At 64.6% G+C, this 18,819-nt stretch carries 17 protein-coding genes and 1 pseudogene; 11 read left to right on the top strand and 7 right to left on the bottom strand.

The window, feature by feature from the left end; genetic code table 11:
* Positions 1-108: 108 nt before the first annotated feature.
* From ACZXDY_RS34960 to ACZXDY_RS34970, 3 genes are all read right to left on the bottom strand, one after another.
* On the bottom strand, positions 109-1,071 hold the full coding sequence (locus ACZXDY_RS34960; protein ID WP_464348665.1) for an acetyl-CoA carboxylase carboxyltransferase subunit alpha: 963 nt from the start codon (positions 1,069-1,071) through the stop codon (positions 109-111).
* Between the two features lie 208 nt (positions 1,072-1,279).
* The gene (xerD, locus tag ACZXDY_RS34965; protein WP_464348666.1) at positions 1,280-2,239 is read right to left on the bottom strand and encodes a site-specific tyrosine recombinase XerD; all 960 of its coding nucleotides are present in this window, start codon (positions 2,237-2,239) and stop codon (positions 1,280-1,282) included.
* A gap of 16 nt (positions 2,240-2,255) precedes the next feature.
* Entirely contained in the window at positions 2,256-2,402 is a 147-nt protein-coding gene (locus ACZXDY_RS34970) for a hypothetical protein (protein WP_035690322.1), read from the bottom strand.
* A gap of 140 nt (positions 2,403-2,542) precedes the next feature.
* Between ACZXDY_RS34970 and ACZXDY_RS34975 the strand changes: the two genes are divergently transcribed.
* The 3 genes from ACZXDY_RS34975 to ACZXDY_RS34985 are packed head-to-tail and all read left to right on the top strand — an operon-like array spanning position 2,543 to position 5,651.
* A complete protein-coding gene (locus ACZXDY_RS34975; protein WP_028164224.1) occupies positions 2,543-3,172 on the top strand; it encodes a shikimate kinase in 630 nt (209 codons plus the stop codon).
* Positions 3,169-4,314 (top strand): 3-dehydroquinate synthase, encoded by a 1,146-nt coding sequence (gene aroB, locus ACZXDY_RS34980; RefSeq protein WP_464348667.1) that lies wholly within the window; start codon positions 3,169-3,171, stop codon positions 4,312-4,314. Before ACZXDY_RS34975 ends, aroB begins: the two co-directional genes overlap by 4 nt.
* A 23-nt stretch (positions 4,315-4,337) precedes the next feature.
* Positions 4,338-5,651, top strand: coding sequence for an HlyC/CorC family transporter (locus ACZXDY_RS34985; protein ID WP_464348668.1), 1,314 nt, complete (start codon positions 4,338-4,340; stop codon positions 5,649-5,651).
* A gap of 123 nt (positions 5,652-5,774) precedes the next feature.
* Here ACZXDY_RS34985 and ACZXDY_RS34990 read toward each other — a convergent pair whose 3' ends face one another.
* Together ACZXDY_RS34990 and ACZXDY_RS34995 are read right to left on the bottom strand one after the other, a co-directional pair.
* A complete protein-coding gene (locus tag ACZXDY_RS34990) occupies positions 5,775-6,221 on the bottom strand; it encodes a hypothetical protein (protein WP_051396746.1) in 447 nt (148 codons plus the stop codon).
* Between the two features lie 177 nt (positions 6,222-6,398).
* A complete protein-coding gene (locus tag ACZXDY_RS34995) occupies positions 6,399-6,674 on the bottom strand; it encodes a BolA family protein (protein ID WP_464348676.1) in 276 nt (91 codons plus the stop codon).
* A gap of 109 nt (positions 6,675-6,783) precedes the next feature.
* Here ACZXDY_RS34995 and ACZXDY_RS35000 point away from each other — a divergent pair, with 109 nt between their 5' ends.
* The gene (locus ACZXDY_RS35000) at positions 6,784-7,434 is read left to right on the top strand and encodes a J domain-containing protein (protein ID WP_464348669.1); all 651 of its coding nucleotides are present in this window, start codon (positions 6,784-6,786) and stop codon (positions 7,432-7,434) included.
* A 173-nt stretch (positions 7,435-7,607) separates the two neighbouring features.
* On the opposite strand, the gene ACZXDY_RS35005 is transcribed toward ACZXDY_RS35000, so the two are convergent.
* A complete protein-coding gene (locus ACZXDY_RS35005; RefSeq protein ID WP_464348670.1) occupies positions 7,608-8,702 on the bottom strand; it encodes a citrate synthase/methylcitrate synthase in 1,095 nt (364 codons plus the stop codon).
* A gap of 75 nt (positions 8,703-8,777) precedes the next feature.
* Here ACZXDY_RS35005 and ACZXDY_RS35010 point away from each other — a divergent pair, with 75 nt between their 5' ends.
* Complete coding sequence (locus tag ACZXDY_RS35010; RefSeq protein ID WP_464348671.1) at positions 8,778-10,001, top strand: citrate synthase family protein; 1,224 nt, start codon at positions 8,778-8,780, stop codon at positions 9,999-10,001.
* Positions 10,002-10,067: 66 nt separating this feature from the next.
* Here ACZXDY_RS35010 and ACZXDY_RS35015 read toward each other — a convergent pair whose 3' ends face one another.
* Positions 10,068-10,730: a DedA family protein gene (locus tag ACZXDY_RS35015; RefSeq protein ID WP_464348672.1), complete on the bottom strand. Its 663-nt coding sequence runs from the start codon at positions 10,728-10,730 to the stop codon at positions 10,068-10,070.
* A gap of 281 nt (positions 10,731-11,011) precedes the next feature.
* Here ACZXDY_RS35015 and cobS point away from each other — a divergent pair, with 281 nt between their 5' ends.
* The 6 genes and pseudogenes from cobS to ACZXDY_RS35045 all read left to right on the top strand — a co-directional run bounded on the left by cobS (position 11,012) and on the right by ACZXDY_RS35045 (position 18,740).
* Complete coding sequence (gene cobS, locus ACZXDY_RS35020; protein ID WP_028164232.1) at positions 11,012-12,010, top strand: cobaltochelatase subunit CobS; 999 nt, start codon at positions 11,012-11,014, stop codon at positions 12,008-12,010.
* 150 nt (positions 12,011-12,160) lie between these two features.
* On the top strand, positions 12,161-14,059 hold the full coding sequence (cobT, locus tag ACZXDY_RS35025; protein WP_464348673.1) for a cobaltochelatase subunit CobT: 1,899 nt from the start codon (positions 12,161-12,163) through the stop codon (positions 14,057-14,059).
* A 108-nt stretch (positions 14,060-14,167) separates the two neighbouring features.
* Positions 14,168-15,256: an esterase-like activity of phytase family protein gene (locus ACZXDY_RS35030; RefSeq protein WP_464348674.1), complete on the top strand. Its 1,089-nt coding sequence runs from the start codon at positions 14,168-14,170 to the stop codon at positions 15,254-15,256.
* Positions 15,257-15,347: 91 nt separating this feature from the next.
* Positions 15,348-16,304: a Bug family tripartite tricarboxylate transporter substrate binding protein gene (locus ACZXDY_RS35035; RefSeq protein ID WP_464348675.1), complete on the top strand. Its 957-nt coding sequence runs from the start codon at positions 15,348-15,350 to the stop codon at positions 16,302-16,304.
* 72 nt (positions 16,305-16,376) lie between these two features.
* Positions 16,377-17,490: pseudogene (locus tag ACZXDY_RS35040) on the top strand (NADH:flavin oxidoreductase/NADH oxidase).
* 149 nt (positions 17,491-17,639) lie between these two features.
* Complete coding sequence (locus tag ACZXDY_RS35045) at positions 17,640-18,740, top strand: LLM class flavin-dependent oxidoreductase (protein ID WP_028164237.1); 1,101 nt, start codon at positions 17,640-17,642, stop codon at positions 18,738-18,740.
* Positions 18,741-18,819 lie beyond the last annotated feature (79 nt).

The following is an 18,819-nucleotide window of genomic DNA, read 5'->3' on the forward strand; positions in this document are numbered from 1 at the left end:
GGCCGGAACCATGACAGGCATGGTCAAGCAAGAGTTAAAGACCGGCCCCGGGGCCGAATTGCGGCCAAACCGGCCGACCCGGAGCAAAATGCCGCGATTGCCGGTTAGCTAGGCGAGCTTGCGGCCGATATCGAGAAACTTCTGGCGGCGCTGCTTGCGGATCGCGTCCGCATCAAGATTTCGTAGGTCGCTGAAGGCCTGGGCGATGGCATCGCCGGTGGATGCGATCATGGCGGCGGGATCGCGGTGGGCGCCGCCCGGCGGCTCCTTCAGGATCTCGTCGATCACGCCGAATCGCAGCATGTCCTGGGCGGTGATCTTCATGCTGTTGGCGGCTTCCTGCGCCTTGGTGCCGTCCCGCCACAGGATCGAGGATGCCGCCTCCGGCGAGATCACGCTGTAGATCGCGTGCTCCATCATCAGGACGCGGTTGGCCGTGGTGATCGCGATCGCGCCGCCCGACATGCCCTCGCCGGTGATGATCGCGACATTGGGCACCCCCAGTGACAGGCAGGCGTCGGTCGAGCGCGCGATCGCTTCGGCCTGTCCGCGCTCCTCCGCGCCGATGCCGGGATAGGCGCCGGCCGAATCGACCAGCGAGAGTACCGGGATGCCGAAACGGTCGGCCATTTCCATCAGCCGGACCGCCTTGCGGTAGCCTTCGGGGCGGGCCATGCCGAAATTGTGCTTGATCCGGCTCTCGGTGGAGGCGCCCTTTTCCTGGCCGATCACGCAGATGCTCTCGCCGCGGAAGCGGCCGAAGCCGCCGAGCAGGGCTTCGTCGTCGGCGAATTTGCGGTCGCCGGCCAGCGGCGTGAATTCGGTGATCAGCGCGCTGACGAAATCGGTGAAATGCGGTCGCTGCGGGTGCCGCGCCACCAGCGTCTTCTGCCAGGGCGTCAGGTTGGCATAGAGGTCGGCCAGCGCCTGGCCGGCCTTCTCCTCGATCCGCGCGATCTCGTCGCCGATGTCGCTGCCGGACGCCGCCAGCGCGCGCAATTCGTCGATCTTGGATTCAAGCTCGGCGACGGGTTTTTCGAAGTCGAGGTAACTGCGCATCTGATCCGGCATTACGGCAATATAGGAAGGAACCTGGCGGGCGGCGAAGCGGGTCTGGGGTCTGGAAGAGAAGTTTTGTATCTTCAACAAGTTAACACGCAGCCAAAGCCGAGGCGCGTGGGCTGACCGCAAGCGGTGACGCTCTTTCCTGTGAGAAGCCGCCGAAGTCAAGGCGTAACCCATAGCCCGGCCTGGAAGCCTAATCCGGGGATCGACCGGGCTAAGCCTTCTCTGCCAGCGGATGCAGGTCGCGCACCAGGCTCTTCAGCCGCTCCTCGACCACATGGGTATAGATCTGGGTGGTGGAGATGTCGGTATGGCCGAGCAGGGTCTGGACGATGCGCAGGTCGGCGCCGTTGTGCAGGAGGTGGCTGGCAAAGGCATGCCGCAGCACGTGCGGGGAGACGAGCCGCGGCGCCAGGCCGGAAGCGGCCGCCAACTCCTTGAGGTCGCGGGCAAAGTGCTGCCGGGTCAAATGGCCGCTTTCGCCGAAGGAGGGAAACAGCCATTTCGACGGCGCCGCCTTCTTCTCCGGCTTCATGACCTGCACCGCAGCGAGATAGTCGGCCATCGCCTGGCGCGAGGCCTCGTTCAGCGGCACCAGCCGCTCCTTGTTGCCCTTGCCTCGCACCACGATCATGCGGGCATCGCGCCGCGCCGCCGATAGCGGTAGCGAGACCAGTTCGGAGACGCGTAGGCCAGTGGCGTACAGCACCTCCAAGAGGCAATGCAGCCGGAGCGCGCGCAGCCGCTGCGCCGGTGTCGCGTCGATTTGCGTGAGTTCCTTGGCCCGCGTCAGCATGCGGTCGACGTCGGCGATCGACAGCACCTTGGGCAGGCTGCGGCCGCGCTTCGGGCCAGAGAGGATCGCGGCAGGATCGTCGCTGCGGATGCCCTCGTTGAGCAAGAATCGGAACAGATGCCGCATCGACGAAAGCCGGCGGGCGACGCTGGTTGATTTGAAACCGCGGGTGTCGAGGTCGGCGAGGTAGTCGCGCAGCGTCTGGGTGTCGGCGCCGGCAAAGCTCTTGCCGGCATGGGTGAGGAATTCGGAGAGGTCTTCGAGGTCGCGGCGATAGGCGTCGAGCGTGTTTTCGCCCGCGCCCTGTTCGGCCGCGAGCATGTCGAGGAACAGGCTGATCAGCCCGGCATCTGATGTGCTACGTGTCTTGGAACGCATCCCCTGACCATAGCGGCTATTTCTTGAGGAACTTATCCGGCGGGATCGTCACCGTCATTTCCCTCGATTTCGGGGTCACGAAATTGGCCAAGGCGAAGATGATCCCGTAGCCGATACCGCCGATCACGGCGAGGACCGTCAGGAAGCGGAACAGGCTCGGCATATCGAAGGCTCGGGCGGCGAATTAACCATTGGCATCATCCATCATGTTCCCTCAGCCGTTGCAAGGCTCTGGCAACGGTATTGGCGGGGGTAGTATAGGTGACCGGAACGCCGCAAATTCGCCGAGAGACCGAGCTTTAGATGCCAGACAGCGCCGCACCGCTCCCTGTGCTCCCGACCCTGGAGGCCGACATCCTGGCCGTGCTGGGGTCGAGGACGATCGTGCTGGTGGGCATGATGGGCGCCGGCAAATCGACCATCGGCCGGCGGCTGGCCGCGCGGCTGAGGCTGCCCTTTACCGATGCCGACACCGAGATCGAGGCGGCGGCGGGCATGTCGATCCCGGAGATTTTCGAAACCCATGGCGAGGCCTATTTCAGGGACGGCGAGGCGCGGGTGATCGCCCGCCTGCTTAGCGACGGGCCGGCGGTGCTCGCCACCGGCGGCGGTGCGTTCATGCGGGAGGAGACCCGCAACTGCATTCGTGCCAAGGCGATCTCGCTCTGGCTGCGCGCCGATGCCGATGTCATCATGCGCAGGGTGCGGCGCCGCGCCGACCGCCCGCTGTTGCAGACCGCCGATCCCGAGGGCACGGTCAACCGTCTGCTCGGCGAGCGCGAGCCGGTCTACCGGAGCGCCGATCTGACGATTTCGTCGCGCGACGTGCCGCATGACCGGATCGTCGAGGAGTGCTTAGAGGCGCTGCATGCCTATCTCTGTGGCAACGGCACGGCACAACCGGCAACCAACGGAATTAGCCTCCCATCATGACTGCGCCATTGAAACACTCTGATCCCATCACCGTCGATGTCGCACTCGGCGACCGCGCCTATGACATCGTGATCGGGCGCGAGATGCTGCCGTCGCTTGGCGCACGGATCGCTGCGCTCCGCCCGGGTGCGCGCACCGCCATCGTCACCGACCGCACGGTGGCGAAACATTGGCTGGAACAGGCCGAGGCGTCGCTTGCCGCGGCCGGCATCCCGACTTCGCGCATCATCGTCGAGGAAGGCGAGGGCTCGAAGAGCTATGCCGGTCTGACAGAGGTCAGCGAAGCGCTGATCGCGGCCAAGATCGAGCGCAACGATCTCGTCATCGCGCTCGGCGGCGGCGTGGTCGGCGATCTCGCGGGCTTTGCCGCGGCCATCCTGCGCCGCGGCGTCGATTTCGTGCAGGTGCCGACCTCGCTGCTGGCGCAGGTCGATTCATCGGTCGGCGGCAAGACCGGGATCAACTCGCCGCAGGGCAAGAACCTGATCGGGGCGTTCCACCAGCCGGTGCTGGTCGTCGCCGACACGTCGGTGCTCGACACGCTGTCGCCGCGCCAGTTCCGCGCCGGCTATGCGGAGGTTGCCAAATATGGCGTGCTCGGCGATGAGGCCTTTTTCGCCTGGCTGGAAGCCAATCACGCCGACATCTTCTCCGGCGGCGCGGCGCGCGAGCACGCGATCGCAACCTCGTGCCGCGCCAAAGCTGCGATCGTCTCGCGCGACGAACGCGAAACCGGAGAACGCGCGCTGCTTAATCTCGGCCACACCTTCGGTCACGCGCTGGAAGCGGCGACGGGCTTTTCCGACCGGCTGTTCCACGGCGAAGGCGTCGCTATCGGCATGACGCTGGCGGCGGAGTTCTCTGCTTCTCTGGGCATGATTGCGCAAGCGGATGCGGCGCGCGTGAAACGCCACCTCACTGCGGTAGGGTTGCCGACCCGGCTGCAGGATATCGGCGGTTTCGCCCAGGAAGGACTGGCTGATGCCGACGCATTGATGGCGCTGATGGCGCAGGACAAGAAGGTCAAGCGCGGCAAGCTGACCCTCATTCTGCTGGAGGCCGTCGGCCGCGCCGTGATCGCGCGCGACGTCGAGCCTGCGCCGGTGCGTGACTTTCTGAAGGCAAAACTGGCCGAGAATTAAAAACGCTCTTCGGATGACGTAGCTTGACCTGGGTTTCGTTCTCAATCGTCGTCGTCTGCCTGTTGGTCTCCGCCTTTTTCGCGGCGAGCGAGACCGCGCTGACCGGCGCTTCGCGCGCCAGCATGTTGCGGCTGTCCAAGCAGGGCAATCGCGAGGCTGGCGTGGTCTCCAGCCTGTTCAACATGCGCGAGCGGCTGATCGGCGCGCTGCTGCTCGGCAACAACATCGCCAATATCGGCGCCTCGGCGCTCGCAACCGGCATCCTCACCGCGTGGTTCGGCGACGTCGGCGTGCTCTATGCGACCGCGGTGATGACGGTGATGGTCGTGATCTTCGCCGAGGTGCTGCCCAAGACCATCGCGATCAACGCGCCCGACCGGATATCGCTCCTGGTGGCGCGGCCGATGAAGGTCACGGTCTATCTGCTCGGACCGTTTCTGACCGTGATCGAGTTCATCGTGCTCGCCTTGATGAAACTCTTCGGCATCAAGGTCGGTGCCAACCAGGCCATCCTGTCGCCGACCGAGCGACTGCGCGGCGCCGTCGATTTGTTGCATCACGAGGGCAAGGTCGAGAAGCAGGACCGCGACATGTTCGGCGGGCTGCTCGATCTGCGCGAATTGCAGGTGTCGGACGTGATGGTCCACCGCACCGAAATGACCATGATCAACGCCGATCTGCCGCCGGAGGAACTGGTGCGCGAGGTGCTCGCCACCGAATACACCCGCATTCCGCTGTGGCGCGACAAGCCGGAGAACATCATCGGGGTGCTGCACGCCAAGGATTTGCTGCGCGCGATCCGCGCCGCCGACGGCGACACGTCGAACATCGACGTCGCCACCATCGCGTTGCCGCCGTGGTTCGTGCCGGAGATGCGGCCCGTCTCCGAGCAGCTCAAGGCGTTCCGCCGCCGCAAGACGCATTTCGCCCTCGTCGTCGACGAATACGGCGAAGTCGAAGGTCTGGTGACACTGGAAGACATCCTGGAGGAGATCGTCGGAGACATTTCCGACGAGCACGACGTAGTGGTCGCGGGTGTTCGTGCCCAGCCCGACGGCTCCGTAGTGGTCGACGGCTCGGTGCCGATCCGCGATCTCAACCGTGCGATGGACTGGCATTTGCCGGACGAGGAAGCCACGACGGTGGCGGGTCTCGTGATCCATGAAGCGCGCTCGATCCCCGAGCGCGGTCAAAGCTTCACCTTCCACGGCTTCCGCTTCCGCGTCCTGCGTCGCGAGCGCAACCGCATCACGGCGCTGCGCATCACCGCGCTGCCGCGCGAAGCCGAGGCCGAGGCCGAGGAGCCCAGGCCGAAGCGTGCCGGGACGGCGTTCTAGCACAGGCGCGTCGATCCTCCGTCATGGCCGGGCTTGTCCCGGCCATCCACGCCTTTCTCGCGGCAGCCAAGAACGTGGATGCCCGGCACAAGGCCGGGCATGACGGGCCTGGATGTTGGCGGCCTATTCAATGTCGATGGTGACCCCGGAAAGCTTCCAGGTGCCGTCGGCGGGGATGAAGGCGAGCTGATACTTCACCTGCTTCGGCGTGGTCTCGAAATGGCCCTTCAGGCGCAGCACGCCCTTCTCGTCGATCTTCGCCTCCTCGTCGGCGATGACAGGCTTTGCCACCACGGCGTCGAACACCGCGTGCTTGTCGACGAGATCCTTGAAGACGGCCTGCAGCTTCTCCGGCGGAAACTGCTCGGCGAAGGGCTTTGACATTTTGGCGTGCAGGACGGTGAAATTATTGGCGGCGACGGCATCGCTCAGCGTCACCAAAATGCTTTTCACGAGCACTTCCTGAACGAGCGGGCCCGGCATGGCCTGTGCTGCAGCCGGTACGGGCGCAGAGAGCGCCAGCATTGCCATCACGGCCGCGGCCAATCGCAGATGTGCCCAGTGAACCATCTGACAGCCCCTCGCTACAGGTGGCGATGGTGCAATGAGCCTGCCCAATTCCAATGGAACTGTCCATCGCCCAGGCCGCTATCCCTGATAAAGGAAAACAGCCGTGGCGTCTTGCGCGACGTTGATCAAAACCGCAGTTCGGTCGTGTTCTTCAGCTAAATTTCCAGGCGGCGCCCCTCAGCGCGGTCGTTCCGCTGGAGCTTGCGCATGGATCGCGAGCGCATGCACGCCATCCGCGAGTTCCTGGGCGAGTGCCGCATTAATCATGCGATGGCGTGCGATCCGGCTCTTCCCTTCGAACGCTTGAGATACAATATAAACACGGAAATGCGTCTCGCCGCCCGGCCGATGCCCCGCGTGGCCCTCATGCAGATGTGATTCATCTTGGACCTCGAGGCTTTCGGGCAAGAAAGCTTCACGCAACTTGTTTATAATAACGTCTCTTGTGCTCATGGCGGCGGCAATAGTTCGAAGGCTGCATTTCGTCAATGGCACATCCGAAGCAGAGGTATTCGCAATGTCAAGACTTGAAGCTTTTTGCATTGCGTAGTCAAAGTCAGTCATGGCGATCGATTCATCAAAATTCTTCGACTCCATTCGCATCAAGCCGACGAAGGTGAGTGCGAAGCGCCAGGCGCAGGCTGGTCAGGAAGCCATCACCTGCGAATGGGCCGGCTGTCAGAACAAGGGTTCGCACCGCGCGCCGAAGGGCCGCGAGAACTCGCGCGAGTATTGGCATTTCTGCCTCGATCATGTTCGCGAGTACAACCAGTCTTACAATTTCTTCCAGGGTATGAATCCTGAGGCGGTGGCGCGCTACCAGAAGGATGCGCTGACCGGCCATCGCCCGACCTGGAAGATGGGCGCCAATACCAGCGCCAAGCACGGCAAGGGCAACGCCGAGGACGATCTCGGCGGCGCCGCCGATCCCTTTAATGTGTTCTCCGAACTCAATGGCCGCGCTGGCTGGCGGCCGGGGCCGGGCGCGCAGGCCAAGACGGAGACGCGCACGGTGATGAATGCCGAGCGCAAGGCGCTGCAGGTCATGGGCCTCACCGCCGAGGCGACGCTGGAAGACGTCAAGGCGAAGTACAAGGCGCTGGTGAAGCAGCACCATCCCGACGCCAACGGTGGCGATCGTTCCACCGAAGACCGCCTGATCGAGATCATCAAGGCGTATAACTATCTCAAGACCGTGGTCCGCGAGGCGTAGCCCTCGTCGTCCCGGGCTTGAGCCGGGACCCATAACCACAGGACGCTGTGGTTACGAAAAGATGTCGGCCAGTCTTCGCTTCAATTCATATCGGTGGTTATGGGTCCCGGCTTTCGCCGGGACGACGGCGGAATATGTGGTCCCGCCGTCGTTCCACTGACGCGCATTGCGGGTTACACCTTCGGCATCGGCCCCACATAAGACGAGCTTGGCCGGATCAGCCGGCCGGTGCGCTGCTGTTCGCGCGCATGCGCGGTCCATCCGGCCGCTCGCGCCACCGCGAAGATCGGCGTGAAGGCCTGCCGCGGAATGGAAAGCGCGTCGAGCAGGATCGCGGTGAAGAACTCGACATTCGTTTCCAGCGGCCGGTTCGGATTTTTCCGCCGCAACGCCTCGCGGATATAGGCCTCGACCTCGCCGGCGAACGGCAGGTCGGCGCCTTCGGCGGCCAGCCGCTCGATCGCATCTTTCAGCACATCGGCGCGCGGATCGCGTACGCGATAGACGCGATGGCCGAATCCCATCAGCCGCTCGCCGCGCGCCAGCGCCGCATCGACCCAGGGCCTGATGCGTTCGCGCGTGCCGATCGCGTCCAGCATCTCAAGCACCGGCTCCGGCGCGCCGCCATGGAGCGGGCCGGTCAGCGCGCTATAGCCGGCGGTGACGGCCGCGAACAGGTCGGCTTGCGTCGAGGCCACCACGCGCGTCGTGAAGGTGGACGCGTTCATGCCGTGATCAGAGACCGTGACGAGATAGGCATCCAGCGCCGCGACTTCGCGCGGTTCGGGCTTGCGGCTCAGCAGCATCGTCAGCGTATCCGCAGCGTGGCTGACATTCGGATCGGGCGCGAGCGGATCGTGGCCCTTGGCCCGCTGCACCAGCGCGCCGGCGATCACGGGAAAAGCGCCGACGATCGTCGCTTCATGCTCGAGCCCGTTTTCGGCGCGCAAGCCCGCGACTGCGGCGCGGAAGCCGTCCACAATCGACATGCCGCGCGTCGCCGGCAGCAAGTCGGGCAGTCGCGCGAAGGCGCGTTCCCGCGCGGCGCCAAGCTTGGCGCGCACATTGGCCTCGCTGAGCGTGCTTCCGGTTGCCGCATTCCATAATCGTGCGGTGACGCCCTCGAAGCTCGATGTCGAGGCGAGCACGCTGACATGCTCGCCGGCGATGATCAGTTCGCCGCGCTCGCCGTCGACATGGCTGAGCACGGTTTCGGCGGCGGCAATGCCGTCCAGCCCGATCGGGCTTTTGGTCACCTGAATATTCATGGCGGATCTCCTTTCGTGATCAGGAGAAAGTCGATCCTCTCGACAGCTTGATCAATCTTGATTAGCCTAATCAATATGAAAAAATCCGATGGCCTTTATCTCTCCGCCCGCGAGGCGGCGGCCGAGCTCGCGATCTCGCCGGCTACGCTCTACGCCTATGTCAGTCGGGGCCTGATCCGCTCCGAGCCTTCGGCGGATTCCCGCAGCCACCGCTACCGGGCCGAGGACATCCGCGGGTTGAAGGAGCGCCGCACCCCGTCGCCGGAGCCGCGCGGCCTGCGCAGCTTCGATGCCGATTTGCCGGTGATGGATTCGGCGATCGCAACCATCACCGAGGACGGGCCGATCTATCGCGGCGTGAACTGCGTCGATCTTGCCGAGAAGGATACGCTCGAGCACACGGCGACGCTGTTGTGGGATGTCACGGGCGTCGATCCCTTTGCGCCGAACAACTGCCCGTTTGTCTCTGGGGAGATGCGCGCCATCGCCGAGGCCGCGCACCGCGCCGCGCCGATTGACCGCGCCATCGCCGTGCTGGCGCTCGCCGCAAGCGCCGATCCGCGCGCCTTCACCCGCGCGCCCGACGGCCGCGCGATGGTCGGCGCGCGCATCGTCCGGCTATTGGTTGCGACCATGCTGAACCGCGAACCCTCGTCCGAACCGCTGCATGTGCAGATCGCCGGCGCCTGGGCATCCGGCAACAAGCATGCCGCCGACCTGATCCGCCGCACGCTGGTGCTGCTCGCCGATCACGAATTGAACGCTTCGACCTTCACGGCGCGCTGTGCCGCTTCGACCGGGCTCAATCTCTATGACGCAGTGATCGCCGGCCTGGCGGCGCTCAAGGGTCCGAAACACGGCGGCGCCGGCGTATTGGCATCGCGGCTGGTGAAGACCTTGGTCGATCAGGATGTCGAGCCGGTGATCCGCGAGCGCGTCGCGCTCGGCGAGCGCTTCGCCGGTTTTGGCCATGGCGTCTACCGGCGCGGCGATCCCCGCGCGCAGTCGCTGTTGGATGCGCTCGCGCGCGCCGGCGCCGCGCGCAAATTCACCAGGGAGGTTCCAGAGCGGATCGCGGAGGCGACCGGCGAGTTCGTCAATATCGACTATGCGCTGGCCGTCCTGGTGCACAGCCTGCGGCTTCCGCTCGGCAGCGAGCTCGCGCTGTTCGCGATGGCACGCAGCGTCGGCTGGATCGCGCATGCCAGCGAGCAATTGCAGCACGGCCGGCTGATTCGCCCGCGCGCACGATATGTCGGGCCGGCGCCCGGACGCAGCGCGGCGGCCAAGAGTATCTGACGTAGCCCGGGTGAAGCCAACCGGGCGCGCATTCGCGCGACCCGTTGGCTTCGCCCGGGCTACAGGCTACGTGTGCGGCTTCGCGGCCGGCTCGATCACGCCGCGCCGGCGGCGGATGATCCAGGTCGCAAGCGCCACGACCAAGGCGCCGGCGATCACCGCCAGGATCCAGATATGCTTGCCGGCATGATGGTGGTGATACGGCAGCCCGCCATACTCGTGCAGCGCAGAGACCGCGAGCACGCCCGGCAGCACGTGCACGGGTGCCCAGAGCAGGACCGCGGGGATATTGACGCTGTAGAAGCGCGCCGGCGGCATATCCAGCGCGCCGGCGGTGAGTGGCACGAAGGCACGGAACGGCGGCACGAAGCGCGCAAAGAACACCGCGAGTATGCCCCAGCGATGGAAAAACGCCTCGCTCTGCTCGACCACGCGCGGATAGCCCGACAGTGGCCATGCAGCCAGGATCTCGCGCTGGCGGCGATGGCCGATCCAGTAGGCGGAGCCGTCGCCGAGCAGGGCACCTGCTGCGGCGGCGGCCAGCACCGGCCACAGCTTCAGCTCGCCGCCGGGGATCAGCGCCCCCATCGCCACAATGATCGTTGAGCCGGGCACCAGCGACCCCGCTACCGGGACCGCTTCCAGAAAGGCGGCGACAAACAGCGTCAGATAGGCAAGCCACGCATGGGCCGAAACGAAGGTGATCAGGGGGTCGAGGAATGTGGTCACAAAATTCCCGCAGCTCAGGTCTTGCCTGACCTTGAGAGCTAACAACTCGCCCCCGGCCTGGAAAGGGATCGCGGGGGGCCCTCGCGGCAAAGTGCGGCGCGATTCGCAGGGCAGCCCTCCAAAAACCGCGTCCAGCACCTATCTTTATGAAAGAACAACGGAACTTTGATCGCGCCGCGGGCTTCTGCCGGCGGGTGCAGTCTGCTAGGCTTGTGCATAGCACCCAATCCGCAGCCAAACGAATAATCTGGTTTCGGGATTCCCGGGACCTCGGAGGACGAATGACGACCGCCGCCCAGACCACATTGGAAGACACCGCCGGCTTGCCCGACATGAAAGTATCGGTCCGGCAGGTGTTCGGCATCGATAGCGACCTTGAGGTGCCGGCCTATGCGGAAGTCGACCCGCACGTGCCGGAGGTTGATGCGGATTACCGCTTCGACCGCGCCACCACGCTCGCGATCCTCGCCGGCTTCGCCAGGAACCGCCGTGTGATGGTCACCGGCTATCACGGCACGGGCAAGTCGACCCATATCGAGCAGGTTGCAGCGCGGCTCAACTGGCCCTGCGTACGCGTCAATCTCGACAGCCACATCAGCCGTATCGATCTGGTCGGCAAGGACTCGATCGTGGTCCGCGACGGCAAGCAGGTCACCGAGTTTCGCGACGGCATCCTGCCCTGGGCGCTGCAGCACAATGTCGCGCTGGTGTTCGACGAATATGACGCCGGCCGGCCCGACGTGATGTTCGTGATCCAGCGCGTGCTGGAAGTCTCGGGACGGCTGACGCTGCTCGACCAGAACAAGGTGATCAAGCCGCATCCGGCGTTCCGTCTGTTCGCGACGGCCAACACGATCGGCCTTGGCGACACGTCGGGGCTCTATCACGGCACCCAGCAGATCAACCAGGGCCAGATGGACCGCTGGTCGATCGTCACCACGTTGAACTACCTCGCCCATGACGAGGAAGTTGAGATCGTGCTCGCCAAGGCGAAGCACTACCGCAGCCAGGAAGGCCGTGACATCGTCAACAAGATGGTGCGGCTCGCGGATCTCACCCGCAACGCCTTCGCCAATGGCGATCTGTCGACGGTGATGAGCCCGCGCACGGTGATCACCTGGGCGGAAAACTCCGAGATCTTCGGCGATATCGGCTTTGCCTTCCGCGTCACCTTCCTCAACAAGTGCGACGAGCTCGAGCGGCCATTGGTGGCGGAATTCTACCAGCGCTGCTTCAATGCGGAGCTGCCCGAATCCGCCGTCAACGTAGCGTTGAGCTAGGGGGCATGTCGTCCCGGACAAGCGAAGCGCGATCCGGGACCCATAACCCCAGGATGCAGTCGTTGCGAAGATTGGGGCTTCCTCCGCGCTCAATGATTTCTTCCTGTGGTTATGGGTCCCCGCTTTCGCGGGGACGACGGTGAGAGCGAGATGACCGCATCATCCAACAGCAAATTCCGCAACACGAAGGAAGCGCCGACCGAGCCGTTCAAGCGCGCGGTGACGTCGTGCCTGAAGGCGATCGCGAAAACGCCGGAGCTCGAAGTCTCCTTCGCCGCCGAGCGACCGGGGCTTGCGCCCGGCAAGGCGCGGCTGCCGGAGCCGGCGCGCAAATTGACCAAGCGTGACGCTGCGATCGTGCGGGGACACGCGGACTCCATCGCGCTGAAGCTCGCCTGTCACGATCCCAAGGTGCATCGCAAGCTGATCCCGGGCAATCCGCAGGCGCGCGGCGTGTTCGAGGCGGTCGAGCAGGCGCGCGTCGAGGCGATCGGCTCGCGGCGGATGGCGGGCGTTGCGAAAAACCTCAACGCGATGCTCGACGATCATTTTCATCGCGGCAAGTATGACGAGATCACCGACCGCGCCGATGCGCCGCTGGCGGATGCGCTGGCGATGCTGGTGCGCGAGCGACTGACCGGATTGGCGCCGCCTCAGGCTGCGCGCAAGATGGTCGACCTTTGGCGCCCGCTCTTGGAAGACAAGATCGGCACGCGGCTCGACAAACTGGCGCGCTTCACCGAGGACCAGGCCAGGTTCGGCGACCTCGTGCATGATCTGTTGTCGGCGCTCGACCTCGGCGACGAGCGCGACATGGACTCCGACGAGGACGACAACCAGGATGAAAATCCGGATGGCGAGAGCGATCAGTCCGGCGCCGAAGGCTCGCCTGATTCCGATGCCGCGCAGGAGATGAGCGCCGACCAGGCGCAGACGACCTCGGAAGAGATGTCCGAGAGTGCGATGGAAAGCGCGCAGGCGTCCACCAGCGACACTTTCGACGACGGCGAGCTCGGCGACGATGAGACGCCGGGCGAGGCGACGCGGCCGAATACGCGTGGCGGCAATGAGCCGCGCGGTCCCGAATACCACGCGTTTGCACCGAAATTCGACGAGATCGTCGCCGCCGAAGACCTTTGCGACCATGACGAGCTGGAGCGTCTGCGCTCCTATCTCGACAAGCAACTCGCGCATCTGCAAGGCATCGTCGCGCGGCTGGCCAATCGGTTGCAGCGCCGCCTGATGGCGCAGCAGAACCGCGCCTGGGAATTCGATCTCGAAGAGGGGATTCTCGATCCCGCGCGCCTGTCGCGCGTCGTCACCGATCCCTATCACCCGCTGTCGTTCATGCGCGAGAAGGAAGCGACCTTCCGCGACACCGTGGTGACGCTGCTGCTCGACAATTCCGGCTCGATGCGCGGCCGTCCGATCACGGTCGCCGCCACCTGCGCCGATATCCTGGCACGCACGCTGGAGCGCTGCGGCGTCAAGGTCGAGATCCTCGGCTTCACGACGCGCGCCTGGAAAGGCGGGCAGTCCCGCGAAGCCTGGCTCGCCGCCGGCAAGCCGGCGAATCCCGGCCGGCTCAACGATCTCCGTCACATCATCTACAAGTCAGCCGATGCACCGTGGCGGCGGGCGCGGAAGAATCTTGGCCTGATGATGCGCGAAGGCCTGCTCAAGGAGAATATCGACGGTGAGGCGCTGGACTGGGCGCACAAGCGCCTGCTGGCTCGTTCCGAGCAGCGCAAGATCCTGATGATGATCTCCGACGGCGCGCCGGTCGATGATTCCACGCTGTCGGTCAATCCCGGCAACTACCTCGAACGGCATCTGCGCCACATCATCGAGGAGATCGAGACCCGCTCGCCGGTCGAATTGATCGCGATCGGCATCGGCCACGACGTCACGCGCTACTATCGCCGCGCCGTCACCATCGTCGATGCCGAAGAACTCGGCGGCGCCATCACCGAGAAGCTCGCCGAACTGTTCAGCGAAACTCACGGTCCTGCTCCCGCAGAACGCCGGCCCAGGCGGCTGCATTCTTGACCATCATGAAATGACGCGCCGCGCGACCGGATCGCCCCATCCCGAGGAGCGGCGTCGCCTCTCGGACGAGGAGGAAGCTGCCGGGCCTCATAGTTCGAGACGGCGCAAATGCGCCTCCTCACCATGAGGGACGGAGATCTTTCCCGCCGCCGCTTGCTGGGCTTCGCCGCGGCGGGGCTTGCGGCTGCTGCGCTGCCATGCGCGGCGCGGGCGCAAACCGTTCTCGAGCCGCCGACGAAGCCGATCCTGCCGAGCGAGTCCACGGTGGCGGCGCCGGTCTCGATCGACGTCAATGCGCGGCCGCTGTCGTCCTTCGACATCCGCGATCGCGCGCATGTCAGGTTCGGCGCGCTGGAATATCGCAGGGGATTGGTGCTGACTTCCTCCTTTCGCGGCTTCGGCGGCCTGTCGGCGTTGCGGCTCGACGCCAAGGGCGAACGCTTCATCGCCGTCAGCGACCACGGTAGCTGGTTCACCGGCCGCATCGTCTACAAAGGCCGCGAGATGACGGGACTTGCCGATGTCGAGGCGGCGCCGCTGCTCGGCCCCGACGGCAGGCCGATCACCGCGCGCGGCTGGTACGATTCCGAATCAATGGCGCTGGACGGCTCATTCGTCTATGTCGGGCTCGAGCGCGTCAACCAGGTGCTGCGCTTCGATTTCTCCAAGGGATTCACGCGCGCACGCGGCGAGGTGGTGCCGCTGCCGCCGGCCGCCAAACGGCTCCCGAACAACAAGGGGCTGGAGGCGCTGCTGATGGTGCCGCAAGGCCTGCCGCTGGCGGGAACCTTGATCGCGATCTCCGAGCGCGGCCTTGATGCGCAGGGCAACATCACCGGCTTCCTGGTCGGCGGCAAGACGCCGGGACAGTTTTCCGTTCGCCGCACCGACAATTTCGACATCAGCGACGCGGTGCTGCTGCCCTCCGGCGACCTGCTGCTGCTCGAGCGCAAATTCTCCTGGGTTGACGGCGTAGGCATTCGTATCCGCCGCATCGCACTTGCGTCCGTGATGCCGGGTGCCGTCCTCGACGGTCCTTCGGTCTTCAACGCCGATCTCGGCAACGAGATCGACAACATGGAAGGCATCGACGCCCACACCACGGCCGAAGGCGACACCGTGATCACCATGATCTCCGACGATAATTTCTCGATGATCCAGCGCACGCTGCTGCTGCAGTTCACGCTGGTGGAATAGAGGATTGGTCTCGGGGTTGGCAAACACACTGGCCCGCTCTGACGGAACGGTTCTTGCAACGCCGGGGCGTCAATCGAAACCGAGAGCCATGATGCGCAAGTTGTTCCCCATTCTCATCGCCGCGAGTTTGTTTGCCGCAGTTGCACAGGCGCAGACCTGGCCCTCGCGCCTGATCAAGGCGACGATCCCGTTCGGCGCGGGCAGTGCCACCGATGTGGTGCCGCGCCTGGTGTTCGATCGGCTCTCGGCAGAGCTCGGCCAGCCCTTCGTGATCGAGAATCGCGCCGGCGCTGGCGGCACGCTCGGCACCGGCCTCGTCGCCAAGGCGGAGCCTGACGGCTACAACGTGCTCGCGCATTCCTCCGCGCTGACCATTGCGCCGGCAATCTTCCCGAATCTCTCTTTCGACGCGACCAAAGACCTTTCATCCGTGCTGATGATCGGCTCCAGTGCCAATGTCATGATCGTGCCGAAGGAGCGGCCCTGGAAAACCATCCAGGATTTCATTGCCGACGCCAAGGCGAAGCGCGGCTCGATCTCCTTTGGTTCGGTCGGCGTCGGCAGCGCCGTGCATATCAGCGCGGAAAAATTCCTCCTCGCCGCCGGCATCGAAGGCACCCACGTGCCTTATCGCGGCGGCCCCGAAGTGATTGCCGACATCCTGGGCGGGCGCATCGATCTCTATTTCTGCCCGCTCGCGACCGCGCTGCCCCTGATCCGCGACGGCCAGGTGAAGGCGCTGTTGGTGTCGACGCCGAAGCGCGCGGCCGATTTGCCCGATGTGCCGTCTCCGTCGGAGATCGGTTTGACCGGCGCCGACAGCATGAGCTGGTTCGGGATCTTCGTGCCGGCGAAAACGCCGCGCGAGATCATCGAGAAATTTCATGCGGCAGGGATGAAGGTGTTGAACGATCCGGCAACGCAGGCAAGCCTCAAGAAACTTGGTGTCGAGCCGATGCCGATGACACCAGCCCAGATGGACGATTTCATCAAGCGCGAGACCGTCGCTAACCTGCAGTTGATCAAGGCTGCCGGAATCAATCAGTAGCCGGCAGGTTGAGGCGGGGCCGGGGCGTGGTTAGATAAGAAGGCAGTTTCCCTCCTATCCCTGGATCCCCGCATGAGCGCCCTGTTTTCCCCGATCGAGCTGCGCGGCCTGAAATTGCCCAACCCGGATCATGGTATCGCCGATGTGCCAATATTCGGCAGAAAACGGCGAGGCCAATGACTGGCATTTCACCCATATCAACATGCTGGCGCTATCGGGCGCGGCGATGTTCTGCATCGAAGCCACGCATGTGGAGGCCATCGGGCGCATCACGCCCGGCTGCCTTGGACTTTATAATGACGCCACTGAGGCCGCGCTGAAACCGATCCTGGCCTCGGTGCGCAAACATTCGAAAGCAGCGGTCGCGATGCAGCTTGCGCATGCCGGCCGCAAGGGGTCGAGCCATCGGCCCTGGGACGGCGGGCAGTTGATCCCTCTGTCCGAAGGCGGCTGGCGGACCGTGGCGCCATCGGCAGTGCCGCACAAGGAAGGCGAGGCGGCGCCGCTCGCGCTGGATGAGGCCGGGCTCAAGCGCATCCGCGACGATTTTGTGACGGCCGCCAAGCGTGCCGACCGGCTCGGCATCGACGCGCTCGAATTGCATGGCGCGCACGGCTATTTGATGCATCAGTTCTTGTCGCCGATCTCGAACAAGCGCACCGACCAGTATGGCGGTTCGCTTGAAAACCGCATGCGCTTTCCGCTTGAAGTGTTCGACGCGGTGCGTGCCGCATTTCCGGATCGCAAGCCCGTCGGCATCAGAGTGTCGGCGACCGACTGGGTCGAGGGCGGCTGGGACATCGCGCAGACGATCGAATTCGCCAAGGAATTGAAGAAGCGCGGCGTCGACTGGATCGATGTTTCCTCCGGTGGCGTTTCGCCATTGCAAAAGATCCCGCTGGGTCCGGGCTATCAGGTGCCGTTCGCGCAGGCCGTGAAAGAAGCAACTGGCGTCACCACCATGGCAGTCGGGCTGATCACGGAAGCGAAGCAGGCCGAAGAGATCGTCGCCTCCGGCAAAGCCGATATGGTCGCGCTCGCCCGCGGCATGCTCTACGATCCTCGCTGGGGCTGGCATGCCGCCGCTGAACTCGGCGGACAGGTTGACGCACCACCGCAGTATTGGCGCTCGCAACCGTCGACGCACAAAGCGCTATTCGGCGCGACCACGTTCGGAGCGCGGTAGTCATCACAGTTATTGCGAGCGAAAGTGAGACGGCCATCCCGCTCTGCAACGACGAAAGCCACTATTCCGCCGTAACCGAGGTAGGTACTCTCGCTTGTGCATGAGATGCGACGGCAAAGTCGCACCAGAAAACAAGCGAGAGGAAAGCCATGGAACTAGGATATTTCGCGATGCCCTCGCATCCGCCGGAGTGCGGATTGAAGGAGGGCCACGACTGGGACCTGCAGGTGCTCAGGTGGCTGGATGAACTCGGCTATCAGGAAGCGTGGATCGGCGAACACCACACCGCGCCCTGGGAGCCGCATCCGTCTCCGGATCTGCTGGTCGCGCAGGCATTGCTGCAGACCAAGAACATCCGCATCGGACCCGGCGGCTTCCTGCTGCCCTATCACCATCCGGCTGAACTCGCGAACCGCGTCGCCATGCTCGATCATCTCTCCGATGGGCGGCTCAATTTCGGCGTCGCTGCAAGCGGCCTGCCGAGCGACTGGGCGATGTTCAATGTCGACGGCATGTCGGGGCAGAACCGCGACATGACGCGCGAAGCGCTCGAAATCATCCTGAAGCTTTGGAGCGACGATGCTCCGTGGACCTACAAGGGCAAATACTGGACGGTGACGAAGCCGGACACGATGTTCGATTTCCTCAAGCCCCACCTCAAGCCGAAGCAGGCGCCGCATCCGCCGATCGGCGTCGCTGGCCTCTCCAAGAACTCCGATACGCTGAAGCTCGCGGGCGAGCGTGGCTTCATCCCGATGAGCCTCAACCTCAATCCCGCTTATGTCGGCAGCCACTGGGATTCGGTGGAGGCGGGCGCAGCGAAGACCGGCCGCAAGCCGAGCAGGCAGGATTGGCGATTGGTGCGCGAAGTCTTTGTCGCCGACACCGACGAGGAAGCCTGGCGGCTGTCGACCGGCGACATGATGGGACGGATGATGGGCGAGTACTTCCTGCCGCTACTCGGTCACTTCGGCTTCAAGGACTATCTGAAAGCGACGCCTGACGTGCCGGACAGCGACGTGAACGTCGAATATTGCGCCCGGCACAACTGGATCGTCGGCTCGCCCGCGACCGTGACCGAAAAGATCGAGAGGATCTATCAAGAGGTCGGCGGCTTCGGCGTGTTGCTCGTGTTCGGCTTCGACTACAAGCACAAGCCGGAAGCCTGGCACCACTCGCTGCAGCTGTTGAAGCAGGAAGTGCTGCCGCGGCTGAAGCATCTCGGCAGCGAGTTCGGCCGCGCCGCGTAGCGGCGTAGAGCCTGAGAACCAATTCGGTTTTCGGGTAGACGGCATCCGAAGTAGCGGATGTTGAAGACCTCGACGGTGG

The sequence above is a fragment of the Bradyrhizobium sp. LeoB3 genome, assembly GCF_055456055.1.

What these genes read in the sequence shown, in the direction of transcription:
- ACZXDY_RS35000 (WP_464348669.1), top strand. Translation starts at nt 6,784, where the DNA reads ATGGCGATCGATTCATCAAAATTCTTCGACTCCATTCGCATCAAGCCG.
- ACZXDY_RS34990 (WP_051396746.1), bottom strand. Translation starts at nt 6,221, where the DNA reads ATGGTTCACTGGGCACATCTGCGATTGGCCGCGGCCGTGATGGCAATG.
- ACZXDY_RS34960 (WP_464348665.1), bottom strand. Translation starts at nt 1,071, where the DNA reads ATGCCGGATCAGATGCGCAGTTACCTCGACTTCGAAAAACCCGTCGCC.
- ACZXDY_RS35045 (WP_028164237.1), top strand. Translation starts at nt 17,640, where the DNA reads ATGGAACTAGGATATTTCGCGATGCCCTCGCATCCGCCGGAGTGCGGA.
- ACZXDY_RS35010 (WP_464348671.1), top strand. Translation starts at nt 8,778, where the DNA reads ATGAAAAAATCCGATGGCCTTTATCTCTCCGCCCGCGAGGCGGCGGCC.
- xerD (WP_464348666.1), bottom strand. Translation starts at nt 2,239, where the DNA reads ATGCGTTCCAAGACACGTAGCACATCAGATGCCGGGCTGATCAGCCTG.
- ACZXDY_RS34975 (WP_028164224.1), top strand. Translation starts at nt 2,543, where the DNA reads ATGCCAGACAGCGCCGCACCGCTCCCTGTGCTCCCGACCCTGGAGGCC.
- aroB (WP_464348667.1), top strand. Translation starts at nt 3,169, where the DNA reads ATGACTGCGCCATTGAAACACTCTGATCCCATCACCGTCGATGTCGCA.
- ACZXDY_RS35035 (WP_464348675.1), top strand. Translation starts at nt 15,348, where the DNA reads ATGCGCAAGTTGTTCCCCATTCTCATCGCCGCGAGTTTGTTTGCCGCA.
- cobS (WP_028164232.1), top strand. Translation starts at nt 11,012, where the DNA reads ATGACGACCGCCGCCCAGACCACATTGGAAGACACCGCCGGCTTGCCC.
- ACZXDY_RS35005 (WP_464348670.1), bottom strand. Translation starts at nt 8,702, where the DNA reads ATGAATATTCAGGTGACCAAAAGCCCGATCGGGCTGGACGGCATTGCC.
- ACZXDY_RS34970 (WP_035690322.1), bottom strand. Translation starts at nt 2,402, where the DNA reads ATGCCGAGCCTGTTCCGCTTCCTGACGGTCCTCGCCGTGATCGGCGGT.
- ACZXDY_RS35030 (WP_464348674.1), top strand. Translation starts at nt 14,168, where the DNA reads ATGCGCCTCCTCACCATGAGGGACGGAGATCTTTCCCGCCGCCGCTTG.
- ACZXDY_RS34995 (WP_464348676.1), bottom strand. Translation starts at nt 6,674, where the DNA reads ATGAGCACAAGAGACGTTATTATAAACAAGTTGCGTGAAGCTTTCTTG.
- cobT (WP_464348673.1), top strand. Translation starts at nt 12,161, where the DNA reads ATGACCGCATCATCCAACAGCAAATTCCGCAACACGAAGGAAGCGCCG.